Source organism: Pseudoalteromonas sp. SG43-4, from assembly GCF_014164325.1.
Taxonomy (GTDB): Bacteria; Pseudomonadota; Gammaproteobacteria; order Enterobacterales; family Alteromonadaceae; genus Pseudoalteromonas; species Pseudoalteromonas distincta.
In genome coordinates this window covers 155,014-177,230 of record NZ_JACJFB010000008.1, presented here as the reverse complement: position 1 = coordinate 177,230, position 22,217 = coordinate 155,014, and the positions used below count along the sequence as shown (strand labels likewise).

General features: G+C 38.5%; 18 protein-coding genes. 10 read left to right on the top strand and 8 right to left on the bottom strand.

Translation table 11 applies throughout. The features are described 5' to 3' along the window. Nucleotide 1: 1 nt before the first annotated feature. Nucleotides 2–2,590 (bottom strand): TonB-dependent receptor, encoded by a 2,589-nt coding sequence (locus tag H5160_RS10275; protein WP_024597027.1) that lies wholly within the window; start codon nt 2,588–2,590, stop codon nt 2–4. A 234-nt stretch (nt 2,591–2,824) separates the two neighbouring features. After that, nucleotides 2,825–3,982 carry an ROK family transcriptional regulator gene (locus tag H5160_RS10270; protein WP_220486982.1) on the bottom strand — a complete coding sequence of 386 codons (1,158 nt, stop codon included), beginning with the start codon at nt 3,980–3,982 and terminating at the stop codon, nt 2,825–2,827. 286 nt (nt 3,983–4,268) lie between these two features. Here H5160_RS10270 and fucP point away from each other — a divergent pair, with 286 nt between their 5' ends. From fucP to H5160_RS10235, 7 genes are all read left to right on the top strand, one after another. Then, on the top strand, nt 4,269–5,576 hold the full coding sequence (gene fucP, locus H5160_RS10265) for an L-fucose:H+ symporter permease (RefSeq protein ID WP_029753314.1): 1,308 nt from the start codon (nt 4,269–4,271) through the stop codon (nt 5,574–5,576). 131 nt (nt 5,577–5,707) lie between these two features. Continuing rightward, the gene (locus tag H5160_RS10260; protein ID WP_182712565.1) at nt 5,708–6,316 is read left to right on the top strand and encodes a flavin reductase family protein; all 609 of its coding nucleotides are present in this window, start codon (nt 5,708–5,710) and stop codon (nt 6,314–6,316) included. 43 nt (nt 6,317–6,359) lie between these two features. Beyond that, nucleotides 6,360–8,309 carry a S9 family peptidase gene (locus tag H5160_RS10255; RefSeq protein ID WP_182737383.1) on the top strand — a complete coding sequence of 650 codons (1,950 nt, stop codon included), beginning with the start codon at nt 6,360–6,362 and terminating at the stop codon, nt 8,307–8,309. Nucleotides 8,310–8,365: 56 nt separating this feature from the next. Continuing rightward, nucleotides 8,366–10,021, top strand: coding sequence for a YHYH protein (locus H5160_RS10250; RefSeq protein WP_182733501.1), 1,656 nt, complete (start codon nt 8,366–8,368; stop codon nt 10,019–10,021). Nucleotides 10,022–10,030: 9 nt separating this feature from the next. After that, entirely contained in the window at nt 10,031–10,561 is a 531-nt protein-coding gene (locus H5160_RS10245; RefSeq protein ID WP_024597033.1) for a hypothetical protein, read from the top strand. Beyond that, on the top strand, nt 10,561–12,006 hold the full coding sequence (locus H5160_RS10240; protein ID WP_182737381.1) for an ATP-binding protein: 1,446 nt from the start codon (nt 10,561–10,563) through the stop codon (nt 12,004–12,006). Before H5160_RS10245 ends, H5160_RS10240 begins: the two co-directional genes overlap by 1 nt. Before the next feature lie 38 nt (nt 12,007–12,044). After that, nucleotides 12,045–12,719 (top strand): response regulator, encoded by a 675-nt coding sequence (locus H5160_RS10235; protein ID WP_182695987.1) that lies wholly within the window; start codon nt 12,045–12,047, stop codon nt 12,717–12,719. Nucleotides 12,720–12,743: 24 nt separating this feature from the next. Here H5160_RS10235 and H5160_RS10230 read toward each other — a convergent pair whose 3' ends face one another. Continuing rightward, a complete protein-coding gene (locus tag H5160_RS10230) occupies nt 12,744–13,601 on the bottom strand; it encodes a PA4780 family RIO1-like protein kinase (RefSeq protein ID WP_182196864.1) in 858 nt (285 codons plus the stop codon). 302 nt (nt 13,602–13,903) lie between these two features. On the opposite strand from H5160_RS10230, the gene H5160_RS10225 reads away from it, so the two are divergent. Together H5160_RS10225 and H5160_RS10220 are read left to right on the top strand one after the other, a co-directional pair. Continuing rightward, nucleotides 13,904–14,179, top strand: coding sequence for an EF-hand domain-containing protein (locus H5160_RS10225; RefSeq protein WP_182196862.1), 276 nt, complete (start codon nt 13,904–13,906; stop codon nt 14,177–14,179). 12 nt (nt 14,180–14,191) lie between these two features. Further along, on the top strand, nt 14,192–14,647 hold the full coding sequence (locus H5160_RS10220; RefSeq protein WP_024603529.1) for a hypothetical protein: 456 nt from the start codon (nt 14,192–14,194) through the stop codon (nt 14,645–14,647). An 88-nt stretch (nt 14,648–14,735) separates the two neighbouring features. Here the strand turns inward: H5160_RS10220 and H5160_RS10215 are convergent, their stop codons facing one another. The 5 genes from H5160_RS10215 to H5160_RS10195 all read right to left on the bottom strand — a co-directional run bounded on the left by H5160_RS10215 (nt 14,736) and on the right by H5160_RS10195 (nt 21,129). Then, nucleotides 14,736–16,115 (bottom strand): VCBS repeat-containing protein, encoded by a 1,380-nt coding sequence (locus H5160_RS10215; RefSeq protein WP_182737379.1) that lies wholly within the window; start codon nt 16,113–16,115, stop codon nt 14,736–14,738. A 499-nt stretch (nt 16,116–16,614) separates the two neighbouring features. After that, nucleotides 16,615–18,555, bottom strand: a complete 1,941-nt coding sequence (locus H5160_RS10210) for an EAL domain-containing protein (protein ID WP_182737377.1) — start codon at nt 18,553–18,555, stop codon at nt 16,615–16,617. Nucleotides 18,556–18,814: 259 nt separating this feature from the next. Then, nucleotides 18,815–19,660, bottom strand: a complete 846-nt coding sequence (yghU, locus tag H5160_RS10205; protein WP_024597039.1) for a glutathione-dependent disulfide-bond oxidoreductase — start codon at nt 19,658–19,660, stop codon at nt 18,815–18,817. Between the two features lie 87 nt (nt 19,661–19,747). Then, complete coding sequence (locus H5160_RS10200; protein WP_182737375.1) at nt 19,748–20,329, bottom strand: rhomboid family intramembrane serine protease; 582 nt, start codon at nt 20,327–20,329, stop codon at nt 19,748–19,750. A gap of 116 nt (nt 20,330–20,445) precedes the next feature. Beyond that, nucleotides 20,446–21,129, bottom strand: coding sequence for a type 1 glutamine amidotransferase domain-containing protein (locus H5160_RS10195; RefSeq protein WP_024597040.1), 684 nt, complete (start codon nt 21,127–21,129; stop codon nt 20,446–20,448). Nucleotides 21,130–21,286: 157 nt separating this feature from the next. Between H5160_RS10195 and H5160_RS10190 the strand changes: the two genes are divergently transcribed. After that, the gene (locus H5160_RS10190) at nt 21,287–22,210 is read left to right on the top strand and encodes a LysR family transcriptional regulator (RefSeq protein WP_024597041.1); all 924 of its coding nucleotides are present in this window, start codon (nt 21,287–21,289) and stop codon (nt 22,208–22,210) included. Nucleotides 22,211–22,217: the final 7 nt, after the last annotated feature.

Below are 22,217 nucleotides of genomic sequence, written 5' to 3'. Positions count from 1 at the left end.
ATTAAAAACGCTTACCAATAGTAAGGCTAAAGGTACGAGGTAAGACAACGCGCGCATTAAATGTAGTTGCTTGACCTGCTACCGTTTCACCTGCGCGAGGATCCCCCTCTGATAAGCCTTCTGAGTTATTTAGGTTTTTAACATCGGCACGAAGGTAATAACCGTCTTCGTTTTCAAGGGATAAACCAAGGTTTAACATGCCATACATAGGCAGTTCTGCTGTGTTGGCGTCGTCGGCATAACGTTTACCGCTCCAAGAGTAGCTACCATGAATAGCTGCCATACCCCACGAAAAATCTTCAAACTGATAGCTACTAGTTAATTGGCCAAAGTGCTTAGGCACACGTACAGGTAAGTTGCCGTTTATATCAATAGAGGCAGAGCTTCCATTAGCATCCAAGTATTGCGCCGCTGGTGTGTTTACAAATTCGGGTGATTGGTACGTTGCAGATACACCAATGCGCCAGTCTTGGGTGATTTGCAGGTTAAATTCGGCTTCTACACCTAAGGTTTCTGTGTTTCTAAAGGCTTGACGTTGCACTACTTGACCATTTTCAACAGTAGGTACATTAAAGAATAAATCATCCGCAGCGGCGAAGTAACCGGTTACAAATGCTGCGACATCACCTTCGTTATATTTAATGCCCACCTCGGCCATTACCGTTGAAGCTGGTTGTGTTTCACGTCTCTCAGAGTTATTAAATTGATTAATTTCCTCTTGACTAGTTAGGTTGGTAATCGCCATGTATTTATCTACATCAGGCATACGAAAACCATCTGCATATCGAGTGAATACCGCTAAGTCGTCGTTAAATTTGTAGTTAGCTGCAATTGTCCATGCCATTTCGTTGTATTCAACATCAAAGTTTCGGTAAGTCCCATCACCAAAGGGCAGGGTAATATTCCCATTGACGGTATCAGTATCGCTGGCAAAACTGTCAATTGTGTAATTAGCTTGGTTTTGCGCTTCCCCATCTGCTTTGAGGGTTTCGTACCTTAGGCCCAGATTAAACGACACATCTTCAAGCTCGTATTCAAAGTCAGCAAAGGGCGCAAGGGTATTTTCACTATAAACAATATCGGCAAAACCATGTGATCCAGCCTGAATACCTTTGTAAGTACCGCTGGCAATGTCAAGACCTTGTGCATCTGTAAATACAACATCTAAGCGCTGCGGCAGGGGCTCTACTGATTGCAGTGTATTAATTCGATAGTCGGTAACATGGCCATTAATATTAGAGAAGAATAAGCCAAAATTAGCATAAAGAGTCCCTTCGCCTACATCATCAAAGGTGTAGTTGAATCTGGTTTCGTTTTGAAAGTTATCGCCTTCAAAACGTCTATGCCAAAAGCCTGCGTTTATTCCGTATCCATTGGTGTTGTAGGTATTTACGTTGCTTGAATCAGCCAATACAAAGCCGTTTCCTGCATCGCGTATATCGTAACTTAGGTTACCATCAACCATGGCACCTGCAAGGACATCAGTATTTGCAGCATATATAGCTTGTGCTTTACTAGCTAACGATTCGGCGTTACCTACGTTAATGATGCCGGTAAAGGTTGTTAGCATATCGGTATAACGCATTTGATTTGAAAAGACTAAGTTTTCGTTGATTTCAATTTCGGTTGTATTGCCAAAGTAGGTCACATTAGCGTAGTTACCATCTGCAATATCCAAATCAATGTCGCCGCTTGGGGTGTTATTAAGAGTTAATAAACGCGCACCTGCTGAGTTACCGGTGGTGCCATCTCTGATATCCATCCCGCCTGGGATTGTTTTAGCATTGGTGGTTGAGCCTATTAATGGCTGAGGAATAAAAAAGAATGATCTATCGTTTTGTTTATTAAACTCAAAGCGGGTAAAGCCGCTGCCATCTTTAAAAAAGTGCTTAATATTGCCATTAAGCTCACCACCTTGGTTAGCTGTATACCCCGGATCGCGTGCGGAGTCATCCTTGCGATACCAAGCGCCAACAGCATAGGTTGTCTGATCGTCTATTGATCCGCTAACCCAACCTTGTCCACCTAGGCGGTTGTTGCTGTTGGTTTCAAAAAACACATCACCTTGGGTATCATCGGAGCCTTCACGAGAAATAAAATTAATAAACCCAGCTGGCGCGCTACCAACAAAAATTGACGAGGCACCACCACGAATAGCTTCAACGCTGCCCACAAAATTAGACAAACGGGTAAAGCGATCATTTTGAGTAAATAAAATATCTTGATTATAAAACACGGTCATACCATCACGAAGTAGTGCTGTAAACTCTGTTTGCGTTGATAACGGAAAGCCTCGTGGGGCTACGTTGTTACCGGTTTCTCCACCGGTGTCTTCGGCATGAAAACCAGGAATACTTCGCACTAATTCAGCAACACTGTGCGGAGCCAATTGCTCTAACTTTGCTTCGTTAAAGGTAGTTATTGCATTAGTTGATTCGATTTTCTCTTTTGGCCGAGATGTTCCCGTTACAATGATGCGCTCAAACCCTAAATCACTTTTTGCTTCTTGTTGCTCTTGTGACAAGACGCTAGGGGATATGGATAGACCTACAGCGACTGCAATTAGAGTCATTTTTGCTGATACTTTCATTTTTCTGTTCTCTCTTTGTTGTGTGTGTATACAAATTTGCGGTTTTATTAATCAAACATGTCAGTGTTATCAAATTTGTAAATAGAATGTAGAGAACTTAAAATAATAAATCAACTATTATTACTTATTATTTTTTGTACAGCTTTTTGATTGTTTAAGTGAATTTTTTACCTCTGATAAAAAATAAATAAGCAGCCAACGTTACCGATGGCTGCTTTTTAACTTTAAAGTATATTAGTGGTGTGAAAGGCTTGCGTGATCTTGAGAAAAGTTGATAAGTAACGGAAGGTTAGCGCAGCCTACTGATTGAGCCTTGGCGCCAATAGAGCCACTTTGTACTTCACAGCGATTAATACCGCGATGATCAGCCTGGCTCAATTTTAACTTTGTTGCCAAAACTATTTTTTCTCTGACATTGATAGGAATGGCGCCATCAATGACAATTGCCTCAAAATCAAAAATAGCTAAAGAACACAATGCCGCGTAGGCGAGGCCATCTGCAACTTGGTCTATCCACTTATCGAGTACGGGGCCTAAGTCTCCCCAATACTCTTTTGAACTCCATAGTATGTCAGTATTGTAGCCATCACCTTTGAGCATTTTTTCGAGAATATACAGTGATGATTGCATAATAAGTTGTTGGGAGGTTAGTTGTCCTTCACTATTAAGCATAGGCCTAGGTAATGAACCTATAGCGCCGGCATTACCTTTTTTACCAGTAAATAAGGTTTCGTTTATAACAACTCCACCACCAATAAAAGTACCAATAAAAATATATAAAAAATCGCTAAAACGAGCAGGATTACCAAAGCTTAATTCAGCTGAACAAGCAGCGGTATCATCATTACATACATACACGGGAAGATGTACAATTTGATTTATTTTTTCTTTAAAATCAAAAGACTTCCATTCATTCAATACTGTTTTTGGAGCGCCGGCTTCTTCTGTCCAGTTCCAAATTTCGTAAGGGGTTGCAACACCCACACCTAAGATACGCTTGGCTAATTCGTCACTTAAGCTCATTTTAAGTACGCTGATCCCTTTCTCTAAAAAGGTTAGCAAGCTCTGTACTGTGGGGTAAGCGCAGTTTTCGTGCAAAGTTGCGCGTATATTTCCTACTAAGTCAATCAAGGTTAAATCAAAACTGCGACGACCTACTTTTAAGCCAATTCCAAATGCACCATCTGGATTTAACGCAAATGGGATGGTTGGTTGGCCAACCTTACCACGCTGAGGGTCTTTCCGTATTAATAACGATTCGGCTTCTAAACTATTGATAATTACTGTGACGGCCTGTGCTGAAAGCCCTGTTTTTTGTGCAATTTCAGCTTTTGGAGCACTACCGTGTTGGCGAATTAATGACATAATTCGGCGTTCATTATGAGCACGCAGGCCAGATTGGCTTCGGCCTTCTTGTAAAGAGAGTCGAGGGTTTTTAGATTTGATAATTATTCCTACCTAGTTGTTATTATCTTGAATAACCTGATTAATTGTACACCGAGTGTGTGTAATTGGCGACTATATTAGCTTTATTGCCAGGTTCATTTCTTATTATTAAATTTACGACAGAGTATAAATAAGTCACAGGAGGTCAATAAATAACTATAGTTGATTTATTGACGGAATGATATTTAACTGGTTAAATGCTTTACTTAACATTAACAACTGAGACACGGCAATGACCACACACACACACACACAAACACCTCTTGTCTCCAAGGAGATGGTGGTTCCCTTTATTTTACTTGTTCTGTGCTTTGCTGCATGGGGAGCTGCGGCAAACATGACTGATCCGCTAGTAAAAGTGTTTAGTAAAATTTTTACTATGTCGTCAGTGCAGTCTGCATTGGTACAATTTAGCTACTATGGAGCTTACTTTTGCCTAGCTATTCCGGCGGCATATATCAATAAACGCTTTTCGTATAAAACAGGTGTGTTAACCGGTTTAGGGATGGCTGCAATCGGAGCATTTTTGTTTTATCCCGCCAGCCAAGCAATGACTTATGGTTTTTTTTTAGTGGCTTTGTTTGTGTTAGCTGGAGGCTTATCTATTTTAGAGACATCAGCAAACCCTTATGTAATGGGAATGGGCACCCAACAAGGTGCAACTCGCAGGTTGAATTTGGCGCAATCATTTAACCCTGTCGGTACTAACATTGGTGTTTTTTTAGCCGCCACCCTTATTTTACCAAAGCTCAATACCGCAACCTCTGGTGAGCGCACAAATATGAATAGTGAGCAATTAACTAGCATTATAAGCGCAGAACTTGATGCAGTTATGGTGCCTTATGTTGGTATGGCTTGTGTGTTGGTTTTTATTTGGTTGGCAATTGCGTTTACTAAAACACCTAATTTTTGTAAGCAAAAAAAAGTCTCTAAGCATGTAGAATTTAGTGCAACGTTTAAGCGTTTGTTTAAAAATACCCATTACCGCTTTGGTGTTATCGCCCAGTTTTTTAATGTTGCGGCGCAAACTTGTGTATGGACATTTACCATCCAGTACGTAATGGAGGCACTCGATACAAATGAAGTTACCGGGGGAAGTATTTTACAATACAGTATGATCACCTTTTTAGTTTCTCGATTTGTAATGACCTGGCTTATGGGATTTATTCGTCCTGCCAAACTGTTAATGGCAACCTCTATTATTGCAATGCTGCTGTGTTTTTATATGGTGAAAATGCCAAATATAAGTGGCGTATGGGCGCTGGTAAGTATATCGGCTTGCTTGTCGTTAATGTTTCCAACTATTTACGCGATTTCACTACATGGGTTAGGCGATGATGCAAAACTAGGTGCTGCTGGTTTAGTAATGGCTATTTTAGGTGGAGCGATAGTTCCTGTATTCCAAGCTGTGTTTATTGATACATACAGTGTCGCGTTTTCTTATGTTGTGCCTGCGGGGTGTTTTATTATTGTTGCAGCTTATGCTGCATTTGATTTAAAAACAAAAGTCAGAGTATTCAATAATGTAGCGCCTTGCTAAATGGATTGAAAACCGAGCCTGAAGGCTCGGTTTTACTTTTTAACTTTTCTCATTTGTAAATCTTCTTTAACCCCAACCTTCATCGGATTAAGATATTAGGCATGTTGATATTCTTATTTAGTTGAAAAAATATGTTTTTAGATCTCACCGAAAATACCAACCAAAATGTTTACTCTTACTTAGTAGGCGGTATCAGCCCACGGCCTATCGCATGGATAAGTACATTAAATAGCGAAGGTATTGCAAATATTGCGCCTTATTCATTTTTTACTGTGGCTAGTTGCAAGCCAGCTGTTTTAAGTGTTACGCAAGTAAACCCTAGTGATAAAACGAATAAAGATACGCTCAGTAATCTAATGGCAACTAAAGAATGTGTGGTTAATATTGTCAGCCAAGAGCTAGTTGAAAAAATGAATCAAAGTTGTGCAAATTATCCTAGTGATATAAGCGAATTTGATGCAGCTAACATTGCCCAAGCTCCAAGTAAGTTAGTAAATGCACCAAGCGTTGCCGATTCAAAAGTACGGTTTGAATGTAAATTACGCGAAGTTATTAGTATTTCAAATGAGCCTGGCGGCGGAAAAATGATGTTGCTGGATGTAGTGGGTATTTGTATAGACGATGAAGTGATGAGTGGTGGCTATATTGACCCTGAATTATTAAATGCAGTGGGCAAAATGGGCGGCGATTACTTTAGTACAACCAAAGATAAGTTTTTGCTTAAAAGGCCACAGTTGTGAAATAATCGTTTACTTAGGAGTACAATAATAAAAGGATTTACGAATGTTTAAGTTCATTTTCACTTTGTTAATTGCTTTGCAAAGTTTTGGCTCTTTTGCCACACAAGATAAAAAACTACCTATAGAAGTTTTTGCAGGCTTAAAAGATTTTAGCCAAGTGAAGCTATCTCCCAATGGTAAGAACCTCGCTTTTATAAGAAACCACCAAGGGACTTTAATCTTAATGGTTAAAAACTTGGAGACGGGGGTTACAACACCAATTATAAACTCAAATAACCATACAGTGTTTTTTGATTGGTATAACTGGGCAAATGATGACGTACTGTTACTTGGTGCTCGCTATATAAAATATCAGTTTGGCGGAGTTAAATATACATCAACGCTTATGTATGCGTATAACTTTAAAAATGATAAAGGTCTTAAATTAGCTTTTAAAGCCAACACAGTAAGAGATGAAATCCAGCCACAATATTCAGACCGAATTGTTAGTTTTTTACCTGAAAAAGAAAATAAAATTTTAGTTCAAGGGGATTTTAAAATAGCAAATACCCCAGCAGTTTATGAGTTAGATTTAACCACATTACGTAAGACACAAATACAAAGACCACGCAGTAATGTAGTTACTTGGTTTGCCGACAGGCAAGGTAAAGTTCGTATTGCAAAAAAAATGGACGATACGCAATTTACTTACGATTATTTTGATGAGAATAAACAGTCGTGGGAAACTTTATTTGATTATGAGGTTTTTAGTAAGCAAAGTATTTCTATATTAGGGTTTGATAAAGACTCTAATTTTTTATACATCACTGCGTTACATGAAGGGCGCGATGCATTATTTAAACTCAATTTAACGACTAAAGCTCGCGAGCTAATTTACAGTAATAGTAAATATGATTTTGATGGGTCTATTTTTTATTCACAACAAACTGGCGAAGTTGCAGGCTTTACTGATTCACATTTAGATGATGGTATTAAATATTGGGATAAAGACTTAGATAAATTACATCGTTCTTTGCGCGTATCACTCCCTAAAGATGAATATAAATTAGACATTGTAAGTACCAGTAAAGATCAGCAAAAATATATACTCTATATCAGCTCAGACAAAACGTCTGGTAGTTATTTATTTGGGGATAGAGTAAAAAAGCAGGTGAGTGCAATTGCTGATGTTTATCCGCAAATAGATGCCTCTGTATACAGAGGCAAAAAGCGCATTAGCTACAAGGCAAGAGATGGCTTGAAAATAGAAGGCTATCTAACTCTACCAGTAGAATATAAAGAAGGTGATAAGTTACCAACAATTATATTTCCACATGGCGGCCCCATGGCAAGGGATTATGCTAATTTTGATTACTGGACAGCTTTATTAGCCTATAACGGATATGCTGTTTTACAGCCTAATTTCCGTGGTTCGAGTGGCTATGGGCACGACTTTTTAATGCAGTCAATTCAAGGTTTTGGTTTGGCTATGCAAGATGACTTGCAAGACGGTGCAAACTGGTTAATTGACCAAGGAATAGCACAAGCAGATAGCATTTGTATTGGTGGTGCTAGCTATGGTGGCTATGCAGCGTTAATGGCTGTAATTAAGCACCCAGAAACGTTTAAATGTGCAGCTAGTTTTGCTGGGGTAAGTGATTTACAGTATTTAGTGAGTAAAGCACGACACTTTACAAACAAAAATATCGTTAGAAAGCAGTTTGGAACTGATGATGATTTACTAGAAGCTAATTCTCCAGTGAATTTTGCTAAAAAAATAACAAGACCAATATTGCTTGTACATGGAACTGACGACAGTGTGGTACCTGTTTATCATAGTAGAGAAATGCAGGATGAACTTGATGATGAAGCAAAAGATGTTACTTATATTGAGCTTGAGGATGGCGATCATTACTTATCTTATCAAGAACACAGAGTTAAAACTCTTCAGGCATTTTTAGACTTTTTTGATAAACATTTGAAAAAAATAAATAGCCAGACTCCAGTTAAATAGCAAAAAGACAACTTAGGTTGTCTTTTTTGATCACAATCTTCCTTTGTTTGTGCACATTGTTTGCACTTTTACTTGTTAACTTTGTTTTATTAAACGTTAAAGTAAAGGTTCAAGCATTGAAAACACTTCTTAAAACAAAAGCCGCTAATGCAACTAAGTTATTTGCGTTAAGTGCGCTTTGTATCGCTTTAAGCGCATGTAATAGCGATTCAACAAGTACTGCAACAGACGGCGATACAGTCAGTAATAGTGCTCCAACGGTTGATGCTGGTATTGACCAAACTGTTAATGCGGGCGATACCGTTTATTTAAGTTCAATGGTTGAAGATGACGGTGAAGTATCGGTTAGTTGGTCACAAACATCAGGCACTACCGTTAGTTTATCTTCAAGTACTGCAACGTCTACAGAGTTTGTTGCACCTGAAGTTTTAACCGATGAAGCACTTGTATTTGAAATTAGTGCAGATGATGGCACAAACGATGTCGTTGTAGATACAGTTATAGTTAATGTTATTGCTTCATCAGACTCAGATACAGTTGATAATAGTGCAAAACTTACCAGCTGGTTAATTAACAACGATACAACTTCTACATACATACAAAATAATGGTGCAGTGGTTGAAGATGTTCAATCAGTTGAGGTCGTTAGCGTTACTGAGGAAGATGCTGACGTTGAATACATGTATGTGCAAACTACTGACATTCCTAAATATGATGTAACGCTTACACAAGACCAAGTAGACGCGTTAAATAACCGCCCGCGTGCAGCTACCGATTTTTATAACGGTGTAACTTCTGCAGCAGTAGGGCAAACCATTTCCTTTGGTGAAGATATTGGCTATAACAGCAGCACTGAAAACTGTGATGACACAGGCGGTGCAGGTTATTGGCCTCCAGGACCGGGTTGCCCAACAGAACAAGCGGTTGAAGCATATTTTCCGCTAACACCTACCGATTTATCTGACGCTGAAACTTGCGAAACAGGTTTAGGTACAGTTGGCTTAATGGTTAATGGCACCAGTATATTTAACTGGGGCGATGGTATGAGCTACGGAAATAATATTTGGTATACATTAGCGCCCATTGCTGAGCAATATGATGTTGATGTGTGTGGCGGACATGCTGCTAACGGTGAATATCATCACCATTTTTATACTAGTTGCTTAGCTGATTTACTTGAAGATGATGGCGATGCGCATTCACCTATCTATGGGTTTGCAGCTGATGGCTATCCGCTTTATGGTCCTTATGAAAGTAACGGACAACTAGCATTAAGTGGCTGGGAAATGCGAGATTACGGTGCACCTACAAGTGAAGGGGGTTGTGGTACTGAGGGTGAGCGAAGCTGTACCTTAGTTGATCAATACGATGTTAGCCAAGGTACACAAACAAGTGATGCAGGTCCTGCTATAGGTGCACAAGTAACGACGCTCTCTGGTAATACATTAAATGCCGACGATGGTTATTACTTTGAAGATTATTACTACGCGCAAAAAACAGTAACCGGTGCTCAATTAGATGAGCATAACGGCCACGATACTAATGATGGTAAGGGTTATCACTACCATATAACACTAACGTTAGACAGTGATGGTAAATTACAGCCTTCTTTTCCTTATCAAATAGGGCCTCGTTTTAAAGGTCAATTAGCCGCTAATTCAATTGGTCGCTGTGATACTGGCGAAACAATGGGTCCACCACCGGGAATGTAAGGAGTAACTATGCGTTATTTTAAATACGCATTGATCCTAACAACTGCTGCGCTATTGAGCTTCAAGCTCTTTGCGCAGCAGGAAATGATGGATCATAGCCATATGCCTATAGCTGTGCCAAATGACACGCCAATCCCGGCATTAAGCCTTAAGTTATTAAAAGATAGTATGTCGGGTTATAACTTAATTTTAGATACACAGCGTTATGATTTGTCTGTGCCGCCAGAGGGCACGATGAACATGCAACAAATGATGGGCGTGACAACAAACCAAGACACCGGTTTTTTACAAGGTCATGCTCATTTATACATTAATGGGGTTAAAATACAGCGAATTTACGGACAAGCGTTGCATTTACCTGCTAACTTATTTAAAACTGGTATAAATACCGTATCGGTTACTTTAAATAATCATGGTCATATGTATTGGACCGCTCAAGGTAAAAAAATAGTTGCTACGCTGTATGTTAACGACCAAACCAAAGAGTTTATAACATACCGATTTGAGAGCTTTCCTAGCAAGGTTGAAAACACGCATTAATGAAAATTCATAATAAACTTTTTTTAATACTATTTAGTTTTACCTTTAGTGTTATTGCAGGGCTTGTGGTTCTTATACAGTGGAGCATAGGGCAAGGCGTAATTGATTTTGTTAATGCAAAAGAGGTGAAAGCGCTTGAACCACTTGTTGTGCAATTTGCAAAGCAATACGAACAAACACCCTCATGGGAGCATGTTGTCGGCAATGGCGAAAGCTTTAGAAAACGTGTTGAATCGCAATTAGAAAATAGCCAGTTTTTGCCTAGGCCACAAGAAGGCCCAGGTCCGCGTGGGCGAATGATGCGACCACCGCCGCCAGATCATATTCGTTTAGAGGAAGATCGCCGCCCACCGCCAGAAAATATTGCTCACTACGCTTTGCTTGACGAAAATAAACAGCGAGTAGTGGGTAGATACCTCAGCGATTTAAAATATATAACAACCCCAATTATTGTTAACGATAAAATAGTGGGTTACTTAGCAGTTTCTAAAAGAGATAGCTTGGTTGATGGCTATGAGCTTGATTTTTTACAGCAGCAAACTAACTACTTATGGTTTATTGCTTTAGCTGCGGTATTGCTAACATTAATGGTTACTTTTTTATTGTCTCGTCACCTAGTAAGCCCTGTAAAGCAAATTGCTAACGGTATGCATCGCTTAACGCAAGGTAATTACGAGACCAAACTCAAACTTGAGCGAAAAGACGAGCTAGGACAGTTGAGCGAAGATTTTAATACGCTTGCATTTACACTCGCTAAAGATGAGCAAGTACGTAAGCGTTGGCTTGCTAATATTTCTCATGAGCTTAGGACGCCAATGAGTATTTTACTCGGTGAACTTGAAGCTATGTTACTTGGTATACGAGAACCGAACGCAAAAAATATAAGTTCGGCTAACGATGAAGCTTTGCATTTAAAACGCTTAATAGACGACTTGCATATGCTCAATAGCGCAGAGTTAGGAGGTATGCACTACACTATGCAACCTACTGATATGGCGTTATTATTAAATACTATTGAGCAAAAATATCAGGTTGTGCTTGAACAACATAATATAAAAATATACCTGCTAAATAGCGCTAAACACATAACTGTACAAGCAGATAAAACACGCCTTTTGCAGCTACTCGATAATATTTTAATGAACGCAGTACACTATGCACAATGTACAACTATTTCTTTAACGGCTAATAATATAAGCATTAAAGGGCAAACTTATTTAGAGCTTATAATCGAAGATAATGGTGTCGGTGTAGAGCAATCGCATTTATCGCATTTATTTGAATATTTATACCGAGTAGATAGTTCGCGTAATCGCCAAGAGGGCGGTTCTGGCTTAGGTTTATCTATTTGCCAGCATATAGTTAAAGGTCATAAAGGTGAAATAGCTGCAGAAAAAGCCAGCTTAGGCGGCCTTGCTATTATTATTAGATTGCCAACTATTTAGCTTATAAAATAAAGTTAAGGTTACTTAAAGAGATGCCTATGAGTGAACAAATACTAATTGTGGAAGATGAAGTAAAGCTAGCTAACTTAATGAGTGACTTTTTAAGCAGCCATCACTTTATTACTCATCAAATACATCACGGGAATGAAGTATTACCTTGGCTTGAAATTAACAGGCCGAGTGTAATCTTGCTAGACATAATGTTACCAGGTCAAAGTGGTATTGAACTGTGTAAAGCAATCAGGCGCTTTTCAAACGTGCCTATTATTATGGTATCGGCAAAAGTAGAAGAAATAGATAGGCTGCTTGGGCTGGAATTAGGTGCAGATGATTATATTTGTAAGCCGTTTAGTTATGCTGAGCTGGTGGCACGTGTAAAAGCTATTTTAAGGCGATTAAATAACGCAAGTGACGTTACAGAGTCAACAATGAAGCTTGACGAAAGCAGCTACAGCGTAAAATTTAAATCAAACAGTATAGAATTGACGAACTTTGAATTTCAACTATTTAAACCTTTGTTTAACAACCCAAATCGTATTTATTCGCGCGATAGCTTAATGGACACTATGTACGCCGATCAGCGTATTGTGAGCCACCGTACTATTGATAGCCATATTAAAAAGTTGCGTAAAAAACTAGATGAAGTGACACAAACTGAAAGTGTTATCCAGTCTGTTTATGGGGTTGGCTACCGGTTTGTGCATCCACAGTAAGGTGGAATGAGCTATGACGATGAGTTACTCATCGTCGTCAGCATTTTTAATTCGCTCTAAACGGTCAAACTCTTCGTATTCGGCAGCTTGAATTTCATCAAGAATAGAATCTACATCAGCAAGTTCGTCGCTGTCTTCAAATTCACCTGTAAGCGTTGAATTAGGCGTTAAATTGGCCTCTTCAAATAGTGCCCACATTTCTTTAGCGTATTGAGTTTTTAGTATGCTTGGCGCAAATTCACCATAGTAGCGGCGTATGTTATTTACATCGCGTGCAAACATAGCTTGTGCACTGTTATTAGCTGAAGCGTTAACGGCTTGCGGTAAATCTATAATTACAGGGCCGTTATTATCTACAAGTACATTAAACTCAGATAAATCACCGTGTATTATACCAGCGCAAAGCATAAGCTTAATGTAATGTATCATGAGTTTATACTGCTCAATCGCTTGCTCTTCACTAAAAACGACATGTCCTAGTTGAGGGGCTACGTTACCATCTTCATCAGAGACGAGCTCCATAAGCAGCACGCCATCAATACAAAAGTAAGTATCAGGAACGCGTACACCCACGCTAGCTAAACGAGATAACGCATCAACTTCGGCATTTTGCCAAATTTCTTCTTCTAATTGGCGGCCATAGCTAGAGCGTTTACCCATTGCACGCGCTTGGCGTCCACCACGTACTTTTCGGCCTTCTTGATATTGTGCCGCTTTTTTAAAACTACGTTTAACCGCATCTTTATACACTTTCGCACAGCGAATATGTTCACCACAACGCACAATAAATACATCGGCTTCTTTACCGCTCATTAGTCGGCTTATTACTTCGTCAATAAGGCCATCATCAACAAGAGGTTGTAGGCGTTTAGGTATTTTCACAGATTGCCTGCTAAGTAGGGTTGGTTATTAATCATTATTTATGAAAGTGCTCTGTATTTGTTTGTTTAATTGGCTCAAGCAGTATATCAGCTTTGAGAATTAAGGGCAGTAACACTACTGCCAGAGAGTAATTAATCGTATTATTTTATTAGCTTATATATTGATTGCAAAGCAATCAACCAGAACTTTTTTTGAATCATCAGTTTTTATTAAAAATAATTTATTACTTCCTCATTATTTGCACATTGTTTGCGTTTTTAAAGCGTAAGCTTAGTTTAATTCTTAAATACGAGGTTATTACTATGAAGCATTTTTCAACTCTTGCCACTGTGGCAATATTATCTATTGCTTTTTCAGCTAATGTAGCTGCTCGAGGCGGTGACAATCCTCCTGAAAAACCTGACTTTTCAACTATTGATACTGATGGTGATGGCGTAATTAGCTTTGAAGAGTTTAGTGCTAAAAAACCGCCGCACGGTGATGCACAAACAATTTTTGATTCTATAGATGCCGATGGTAATGGCGAAATTACTGAACAAGAGCTTAGCGATCATAAACCACCTCGTCGTGAACGTTGAAAGGATACTAAAATGATTAATAATATTGGCAGCAGCTCTGTGAGTTTTGTGCCGCAACAAAGTAGTCAAGCTGCAAAATTAACAACAGAGCAAAGTGATTTTGTTAAAGAAACGCTTGCACAGTTTGATGCAGAAAACTTAACTAGCGACGATGCGCAAAGTATTCAAGCTGCATTTAAAGAACAAGGTATTGAACCAACAAAAGAGCTTGCTGATTTAATGGGCGAACTCGAGTTTGATGCTAAAAGCATTGGTGATGCAGGAAGAGCAGAAGGTCAAAGACCGCCGCCACCGCCACAAAACTCATTAGAATCAGTCGATACAGACGAGGTAGTGAGCTACTTAGATGAGCTCTTAACTGAGTATTCAAACCAGTTGTCTGATGAAGATAAAGAATCAATCCTTGCATCAGTGCAAGAGAAGTTTGGTTTAAGTGAAGGCGATTCACTGCTAAATGTAACTGCTTAGGTGTTATTACTTAGAGTAAAGCTGACTGTTACTCGAAAGTCTTAAGTCCAAAGCCCAACGGTTAATTCTGTTGGGCTTTTTTATTGGCTTAATTTAATCGTGTTTCTATTTTACTGGTGCCATCTTCTTCGGTAAATTTAAATACAAAATCTTTTTTACCGTCTTGGTTTATATCTATCAGAAGAATATCTTTATTATTTTTAGGCAGCGTTAGCTTTAATTTTTTGCGTTTATCATTTAGCAGTGAGTCTTGCTCTCCATAATAAATATACAGCGTTTTTTTACTGTATTTGTATACCGCATCAATATAGCTATCGCCGTTAATGTCACCTAAATAGAGAGCCGGTTCTGATTCATCGCCATTCATCCCCACTTCCATTTCTAAATCAAGTTCAATACTCGATTTATTGGCAAATGAGCCGTCGGGTTGCTGCTTATAAAGATTCATTTCTACATCTACATCAGTACTGCCACCGCCTAATGCCATAGAGGCGATAGTACCTAAGCCAATATCTAAGTCCATTTTTTGTAAATCAATTAAGCCATCATTATTAAAGTCAGTTTTGAGCAATAACTCACTAGGGCCCTGTGTTTCAAATAAGGTAATGGGCGTATTAGTAAAACCTTTAGCACTCCCTAGGTACAAAGTATGTGCTATTTTTATATCTAGCGAGTCCATACCTTGTGTAGGCTTAAACTGTCTGGTTGTAAAATCTAGAAATCCGTCGTTATTAATATCAATAATTTGCTTTATTTTGCGAGTCTCGCCATTGCTTAGCTCGCCTAGCTCAATGTTAAAATCAATTGAGGTGAGCTTTTGCTCAAAGCCCTCTGAATTAGCAAGGAGTACATCTGCTCCAAAGTCATTTGAAAAAACCAGGTCGTTTAATCCGTCGTGGTTAAAATCGATAACCACAGGTTTATTGTTAATATTAACTTCTAAAGAAAGCCCTTTTCCTGAAAAGCGGCCTTCATATTTAGGTATTTGCTTAAATTGGTTAGGTTTAAAGCTGCCATCTTTATTTTGAATGTATAAAGTACTGCTTGCTAACCCAGGAATGAAAATATCGCTTAGACCATCGTTGTTAGCATCGAAAACAAAGTCTACTTTTTCAAATTTATCTATTTTTAATTGATTAAGAACCGACTCATAATTAAACAACAATGTTGGTTTACCTGCTTGGGCTTTATATACGCCATCACTTGTTAGTACGAGTGCTTGTTTATCGGTGATGTTAGCAAGTGTTGCCACATCAAACCCGATGGCGTTTTTTGGTAAAGCAAGTTCACTACTAAGTGATGTAAGTAAATTGATGGCTTCTAATTGTTTTAATTCTTTATTATATGCAAATAAAATCTCTGAATCGGTTGATACTAATTCATCCGTTGTTTTTATTGCCATTGTTTGAGCTATAACGCTTATGGGGGTAAGTAAAGTGATGAGTGAATAGCAAAGTGGTTTTATCATGCAAATTCCTTTTTTATATTTAGTTGTATCGTTAAAGTTTTTATTATTTAAGCAGCGTCAGCGCATAATTCTACCTACTATCCAGCGCTGGGGCTTTTTCGTTTAAACGTAATATACATATGTAAGTTGAATTATATTTAGCCTACGCTAATTACTATGTACTGGGTGTAAGCAATTGTAAGATTATGTTTTAGGGAGGGGCTGCTGACCTTTAAGGATTGAAATTTGTTCAATCCAAGGACGATTTAATCGCGGCGCGAGGTTTGTAACCTAGTAACAAAGAGTCTATCTCCCTAGGCAGAACCTTTGGGCAGCGCATGTTTGGCATTAATACTACGTTATCAACTGGTTATGGGGGCTAACCACACTTCATAGGCTCTGCCTTGCTTAATATCAAACAGTCTGCTGCAAATTCAACCTCAAAAAATAAACTGGCCCTAATAAGAAAGGTAGCGCATAACTCATATGGTAGCTAAGCGCTTTTAGAAGTGTTTGGTTATTAACTACATCGCTTATTTTGCTCATTTAAATAAGCATCTACAAAACCTACTTCCATCGGTTTTGAAAAGTAATAACCTTGTAGGTGAGATACACCAATTTTAGTGAGTGTGTTTGCTTGCTCAATAGTTTCAACGCCTTCTGCAACAACAGTAAAATCTAAAGTAGAGGCCATTTGTACAATTGCATGAATAATACTTAACCCTCTTTTATCCATATTTTGAATAAAGCTTCTGTCTATTTTTACTATATCGACACCAATATCAAGCATGCTTGATAGTGATGAGTAGCCTGTACCAAAATCATCAATTGAAATACAAAAGCCTTGTTTTTGTAGTGCTTTAACGGCTGTCAAAAATGTGAGTTTATCCTCGGCAAATACTGACTCAGTAATTTCTATGTGTAGGTTTTTAGGTTCTACCTGATGGCGATTTACTATTTTTAATACCTTAGATACAAAATCAGGATCTTGTAGCTGAATAACCGATACGTTTACGCTTATAGCAATTTGTGGTTGTAAGTGACTTAATTTTGTTGCTTGTATACATGCCTGTTCTATTACCCAAATACCTAACTCGGTTATTAAACCGTATTGCTCGGCAATAGCTATAAATTCATCAGGGAAAATATTTTCACCATCTAGTTGCCAGCGTAATAATGATTCAAAAGAGGTTACTTTTGAGGTTTTGCTATCAACAATTGGTTGAAATACTAGCCTTAAACTATTTTCTTCTATGGCACTGGCTAGGCGTTGACTCAAAAGATACTCCCTTTCTTGTATTAATTTGAGTGAATCGTTATAAATATTGATATTACCTTTCGCGATGCGTTTTTGGTGATACATTGCAGTATCAGCAGAGCGAATTAAAGTATTAAAATCACTCCCGTGCTCAGGATACATGGCAATACCAATAGTTGCAGATACCCATTTTTGATATTTATATGTTTCATGCTCGGCACCAATGCTTTGAAGTACTTTATCTGCAAACTCGATAAGCTCAGCTTGTTTTTGATACGTTGCTAAAATTAAAAACTCATCCCCGCCCCATCGGCATTTAAATAGCTGTTGATTGCATACATTACTAATTCTTCGTGCTATTTCTTTTAATACTTTATCGCCTACTTTATGACCCAACGAATCATTTATTTGTTTAAACCCATCTAAATCTACAAATAATAAAGCAAAGGGTTCTTGAGGGTTGTCTGCTAGTTGTCTGTTTGCATTTTTTAAAAATGCGGTTCGGTTTAATAGATTTGTAAGTGGATCGGTATTAGATAAACGGTAGATTTCTTCTGTGCGTTGCTCAACCTTGTTTTCCATTTCATTAAGCAGCTCTCTGTTTTGGTTTTTGAGCTTGATTGCGCTGTGTGTAAATGTGGCTGATTTGTACGATGAAGCCACCATAATAGCAGTAAATGCTAGGCCTAAAATACCGAGGACAGAGTTGTAGTTTTCGTTAGAAAAGGTTAATAAAAAAGAGTAGGGCGCCAGTAAAATAATGCTATAGAGTACAGCGGTTACTCGACTTCCTGAAAGCAGATTTGCAGAGCCTCCTGCAAATGCCGATAAAATAGCAATCGTGGTTGTCGTCTCTATTGCTGATGAGGTGCTATGAAACCAAAGTGCATACCCACACCACGATAGCGCAGTTAAAATACACCCGGTTGAAAATCTTTTTGAGTATGTGTCAGCATTAAATAGCGGGCTATCCTTTTTGGTTTTATAAAACCATATTACATCAATAGCGCGAGCTGCTAATAAGACAACCATAATGCTTAACCAAATACTTTTTTCGTAGGATATTTTCTGGTTATTTAAATCAAAAGCAAACACTAATATAAAACTGACTACAGTCGAAATGGCAATGCCAGAGATGGCATTAGAGTATAAAATTTTAACGGTTTCTCTGCGTTCTTCACTATTTAGATTTTTATATGGCACTAAGTAAAACCTTATACAAAAGTCACTCCAACTAGCGATGGAGAAACGTTCAAGAAATACAGCAAATATTTCAGATGAACAAAAGCGTATTAAACATCGATTAGTTAGGCTCTAATCCTGAGTATAAGAATAAATATAGTTTATGAAAGCAAAAAAAAAAGCTAGCACAGTAAAAAGGCTCATAATAAATAATCATTATGAGCCTTAAAATTATTAAGCAGGTTAAAGTGTTAACGACTTTACTTGCTGTTTAGTAGATTTAACCTTCGAAATCACTATCGTTATGGCGCTCTGCCATTTGATCTTCTTCAGGGCCCCATGTGCGATTTACGCGGCGGCCGCGCTTTACAGCAGGGCGATCAGCAACTTGTTTTGCCCAACGAACAACATGAGTGTATGAGGCAACATCTAAAAATTCAGCTGCATCATATAAGTCGCCTAAAACAAGCGAGCCATACCAAGGCCAAATTGCAATATCGGCAATTGAGTATTCATCACCCGCCATGTATTCATTTTCGCTTAAATGACGATTTAACACGTCAAGTTGGCGTTTAGTTTCCATGGTAAAACGATCAATAGGGTATTGCATTTTACTTGGTGCGTAACTATAAAAGTGACCAAACCCACCACCTAAGTATGGCGCTGAGCCCATTTGCCAAAATAGCCAGTTACGACACTGCGTTTTAGCTTTTAAATCCTTAGGGATGAGTACATCAAATTTTTCAGCCAAATATTGTAAAATAGAACCCGATTCAAAAACGCGAGTAGGTGGGGTAGTTGAATGATCCATTAGCGCTGGGATTTTTGAGTTTGGATTAATATCAACAAAGTCAGATCCAAACTGATCGCCATCACCTATGTTTATTAAATATGCGTCATAGTCTGCATCGGTGCAACCAAGCTGTAAAAGCTCTTCAAACATGATTGTAGCTTTTTGGCCATTTGGTGTAGCAAGAGAATAAAGCTGAAATGCGTGCTCACCAATAGGTAGAGTTTTGTCATGAGTCGCGCCTGCAATTGGGCGGTTAATGCTGGCAAATTTACCGCCACTTTCACTTTCCCACGTCCATACTTTTGGTGGCGTGTATTCGTTTTGATCACTCATAAATAACCTCAATGTTAAATGGAAATGTTTAATACTTACTCATAAATGTGGCCATAAAAAATTAATTAAAGGCCCTAAATATTTAATTTACCAACCTTTTAATTTATCGGCTTTTGCTAATCTATAACCTAAAAACAACCCGCTTAGCGCTCCAAATAAATGGCTTTCAAACGATACATGATAGCGCTGAGGTAAAACACCCCATATAAAACCGCTATAAAGTATAGCCACTACAACTGCAATTATAATTGATTTTAATGAGCGTCTTACTAAGCCGTAGCATAGAATAAAGCCCCATAAACCATATATAACACCGCTTAAACCAACATGTATGTTACTGCGCCCAAATGCCCAAACTAAAAGTCCACCGATTAAAGCGGTAAAAATAAATACGTTATAAAAACGTTTTACGCTGTACTGGCAAATTAGCCAACTTAATACTACAAATGGGATCATATTACTGGCAAAGTGCCACCAGCTACCATGTAAAAAAGGTGCGCATAGTATGCCAATTAATCCTTGGATACTGCGTGGATATATGCCTAAACCATTAAGATTTATGCCAGGTAGACTATTGATCACTTGTAGTACGAAGCAAATAACAACAATATTAAATATTGCGAAACGGGTACTAGTTAGTAATGACAGTGTGGTTGGCTTGGTTGCCATATAATCGCCCTAATTGACTTTAAGAGTTGCCAGTATAGGAATTGTATTTGCTAATGAAAAGCAATTAAAAAAGCACAGCATTAAATGCTGTGCTTAATTTTAATTATTACTCACTATTAACCTAATTTAGTTAATAGTTTTTTTGCAGCTAGTTCAGAGCTTGCTGGGTTTTGGCCGGTAATTACTAAACCGTCTTCTAGTGCTAATACACCCCAGTCGTCAGTTTTTTGATAATCGCCACCTTTTTTAATTAGCTCGTCTTCAACTAAAAATGGCACGATATCGGTAAGTTGCACTGCAGCTTCTTCAGAGTTAGTAAAACCAGTTACTTTTTTACCCGCTACTAGTGCATTGCCATCGGCATCTTTAACATTTAAAAATGCAGCACTTGCATGACATACCGCAGCAACAGGTTTTTGCTCTTTTACAAAGCTTTCGATAAGAGAGATTGAATCTGTGTTGTCAACCAAGTCCCATAATGGACCGTGACCGCCTGGGTAAAATACAGCGTCAAAATCGCTAGATTTTACTTCACTCAACACTTTAGTGTTTGCCATAAGTGTTTGTGCTGCGCTATCGGCGTCGTAACGTTTAGTTGCATCTGTTTGAAAATCGGCAAGTGTACTTGTCGGATCAATGGGTGGTTGGCCGCCAGCTGGAGACGCTAATGTTACTTCAACGCCTGCATCAACGAAGGCGTAATAAGGGGCTGCAAATTCTTCTACCCAAAAACCTGTTTTTTCGCCAGTGTTACCAAGTTCTGCGTGAGATGTAAGAACCATAAGTACTTTTTTAGACATTGAATATATTCCTTCTGATGATTTGAATTAGTTTATCTTGCTTACCAATTACTATATGCACTAACACTGCTTTAAACAACGATGATAAATTTAACTTTATTGGTTTAATAATTGATACAATAAAAAGGTTGAATTTAAAACACACTACGGAGCATTTATGAAAGTGTCGTTTGAGCAGTTAAAGAGCATGGTTGTATTTGCACAAATTGTAGAGCAGGGCAGCTTAACCGCTGCTGCCAAACAGCTAGGGCTTACGCGAGCAGTTGCAAGTTATCATTTAAAAAAATTAGAAACGCAGCTTGAAGTTACTTTACTAAATCGCTCAACCCGTACCATGGCGCTCACTGAAGCGGGCATTGCTTATTATGAGCGTTGTAGAATAATTACCGAACAAGCTAATGCGGCTAATCAGCAAATAGAAAATATAAAGAGCGAGCCACAAGGTTTACTTAAAATTAGTTGCCCAGTAAATGTGGGAATGCAGTTAATTGTGCCTGCAATAAATACGTTTAAGCGCCAATATCCTAAAATTCAAATAGACTTACAGCTTACTGACGATGTGGTTGATATTATTAAAAATGGGTTTGATTTTGCAATTAGGGGCGTGGCACTGAGTGACTCCAACTTGCAGGCAACCAAGCTGACTACAATGAGCACTTGTATTTGTGGCGCGCCGGAATACTTTGCACATTTTGGTAAACCTAAAACGCCTTTAGAGCTAGCAGAGCACCAATGGGTCGTTTATCAATTGGGCAGTAAAACATTAACACTTCAAAAAGATGGCAAAAAACACGATATTACAATGCAAGGCGCCTTAAGCACCAATAATGCCGCTGCTCGTACTGCTTTTGTTGAAGCAGGGCATGGCATTGGGCGTATTCCGCTTTACGATGCGTGGCCAAAAGTGCAAGCTGGACTGCTTGAAATAATATTAGATGATTATAAAAGCAAAGATATTGAGCTTTACGGGGTATTTCCGCCAGGGGCTGCGGGCTCTAAAAAGCTACGATTGTTTATTGATTACTTAAAAGCATACTTTGTAAAACAGCATACCGCTTTAGGTATGCTGAAAAGTACTTAATGAGTAG

What these genes read in the sequence shown, in the direction of transcription:
- H5160_RS10255 (WP_182737383.1), top strand. Translation starts at nt 6,360, where the DNA reads ATGTTTAAGTTCATTTTCACTTTGTTAATTGCTTTGCAAAGTTTTGGC.
- H5160_RS10260 (WP_182712565.1), top strand. Translation starts at nt 5,708, where the DNA reads ATGTTTTTAGATCTCACCGAAAATACCAACCAAAATGTTTACTCTTAC.
- H5160_RS10215 (WP_182737379.1), bottom strand. Translation starts at nt 16,115, where the DNA reads ATGATAAAACCACTTTGCTATTCACTCATCACTTTACTTACCCCCATA.
- H5160_RS10235 (WP_182695987.1), top strand. Translation starts at nt 12,045, where the DNA reads ATGAGTGAACAAATACTAATTGTGGAAGATGAAGTAAAGCTAGCTAAC.
- H5160_RS10245 (WP_024597033.1), top strand. Translation starts at nt 10,031, where the DNA reads ATGCGTTATTTTAAATACGCATTGATCCTAACAACTGCTGCGCTATTG.
- fucP (WP_029753314.1), top strand. Translation starts at nt 4,269, where the DNA reads ATGACCACACACACACACACACAAACACCTCTTGTCTCCAAGGAGATG.
- H5160_RS10220 (WP_024603529.1), top strand. Translation starts at nt 14,192, where the DNA reads ATGATTAATAATATTGGCAGCAGCTCTGTGAGTTTTGTGCCGCAACAA.
- H5160_RS10190 (WP_024597041.1), top strand. Translation starts at nt 21,287, where the DNA reads ATGAAAGTGTCGTTTGAGCAGTTAAAGAGCATGGTTGTATTTGCACAA.
- H5160_RS10240 (WP_182737381.1), top strand. Translation starts at nt 10,561, where the DNA reads ATGAAAATTCATAATAAACTTTTTTTAATACTATTTAGTTTTACCTTT.
- H5160_RS10200 (WP_182737375.1), bottom strand. Translation starts at nt 20,329, where the DNA reads ATGGCAACCAAGCCAACCACACTGTCATTACTAACTAGTACCCGTTTC.
- H5160_RS10225 (WP_182196862.1), top strand. Translation starts at nt 13,904, where the DNA reads ATGAAGCATTTTTCAACTCTTGCCACTGTGGCAATATTATCTATTGCT.
- H5160_RS10195 (WP_024597040.1), bottom strand. Translation starts at nt 21,129, where the DNA reads ATGTCTAAAAAAGTACTTATGGTTCTTACATCTCACGCAGAACTTGGT.
- yghU (WP_024597039.1), bottom strand. Translation starts at nt 19,660, where the DNA reads ATGAGTGATCAAAACGAATACACGCCACCAAAAGTATGGACGTGGGAA.
- H5160_RS10275 (WP_024597027.1), bottom strand. Translation starts at nt 2,590, where the DNA reads ATGAAAGTATCAGCAAAAATGACTCTAATTGCAGTCGCTGTAGGTCTA.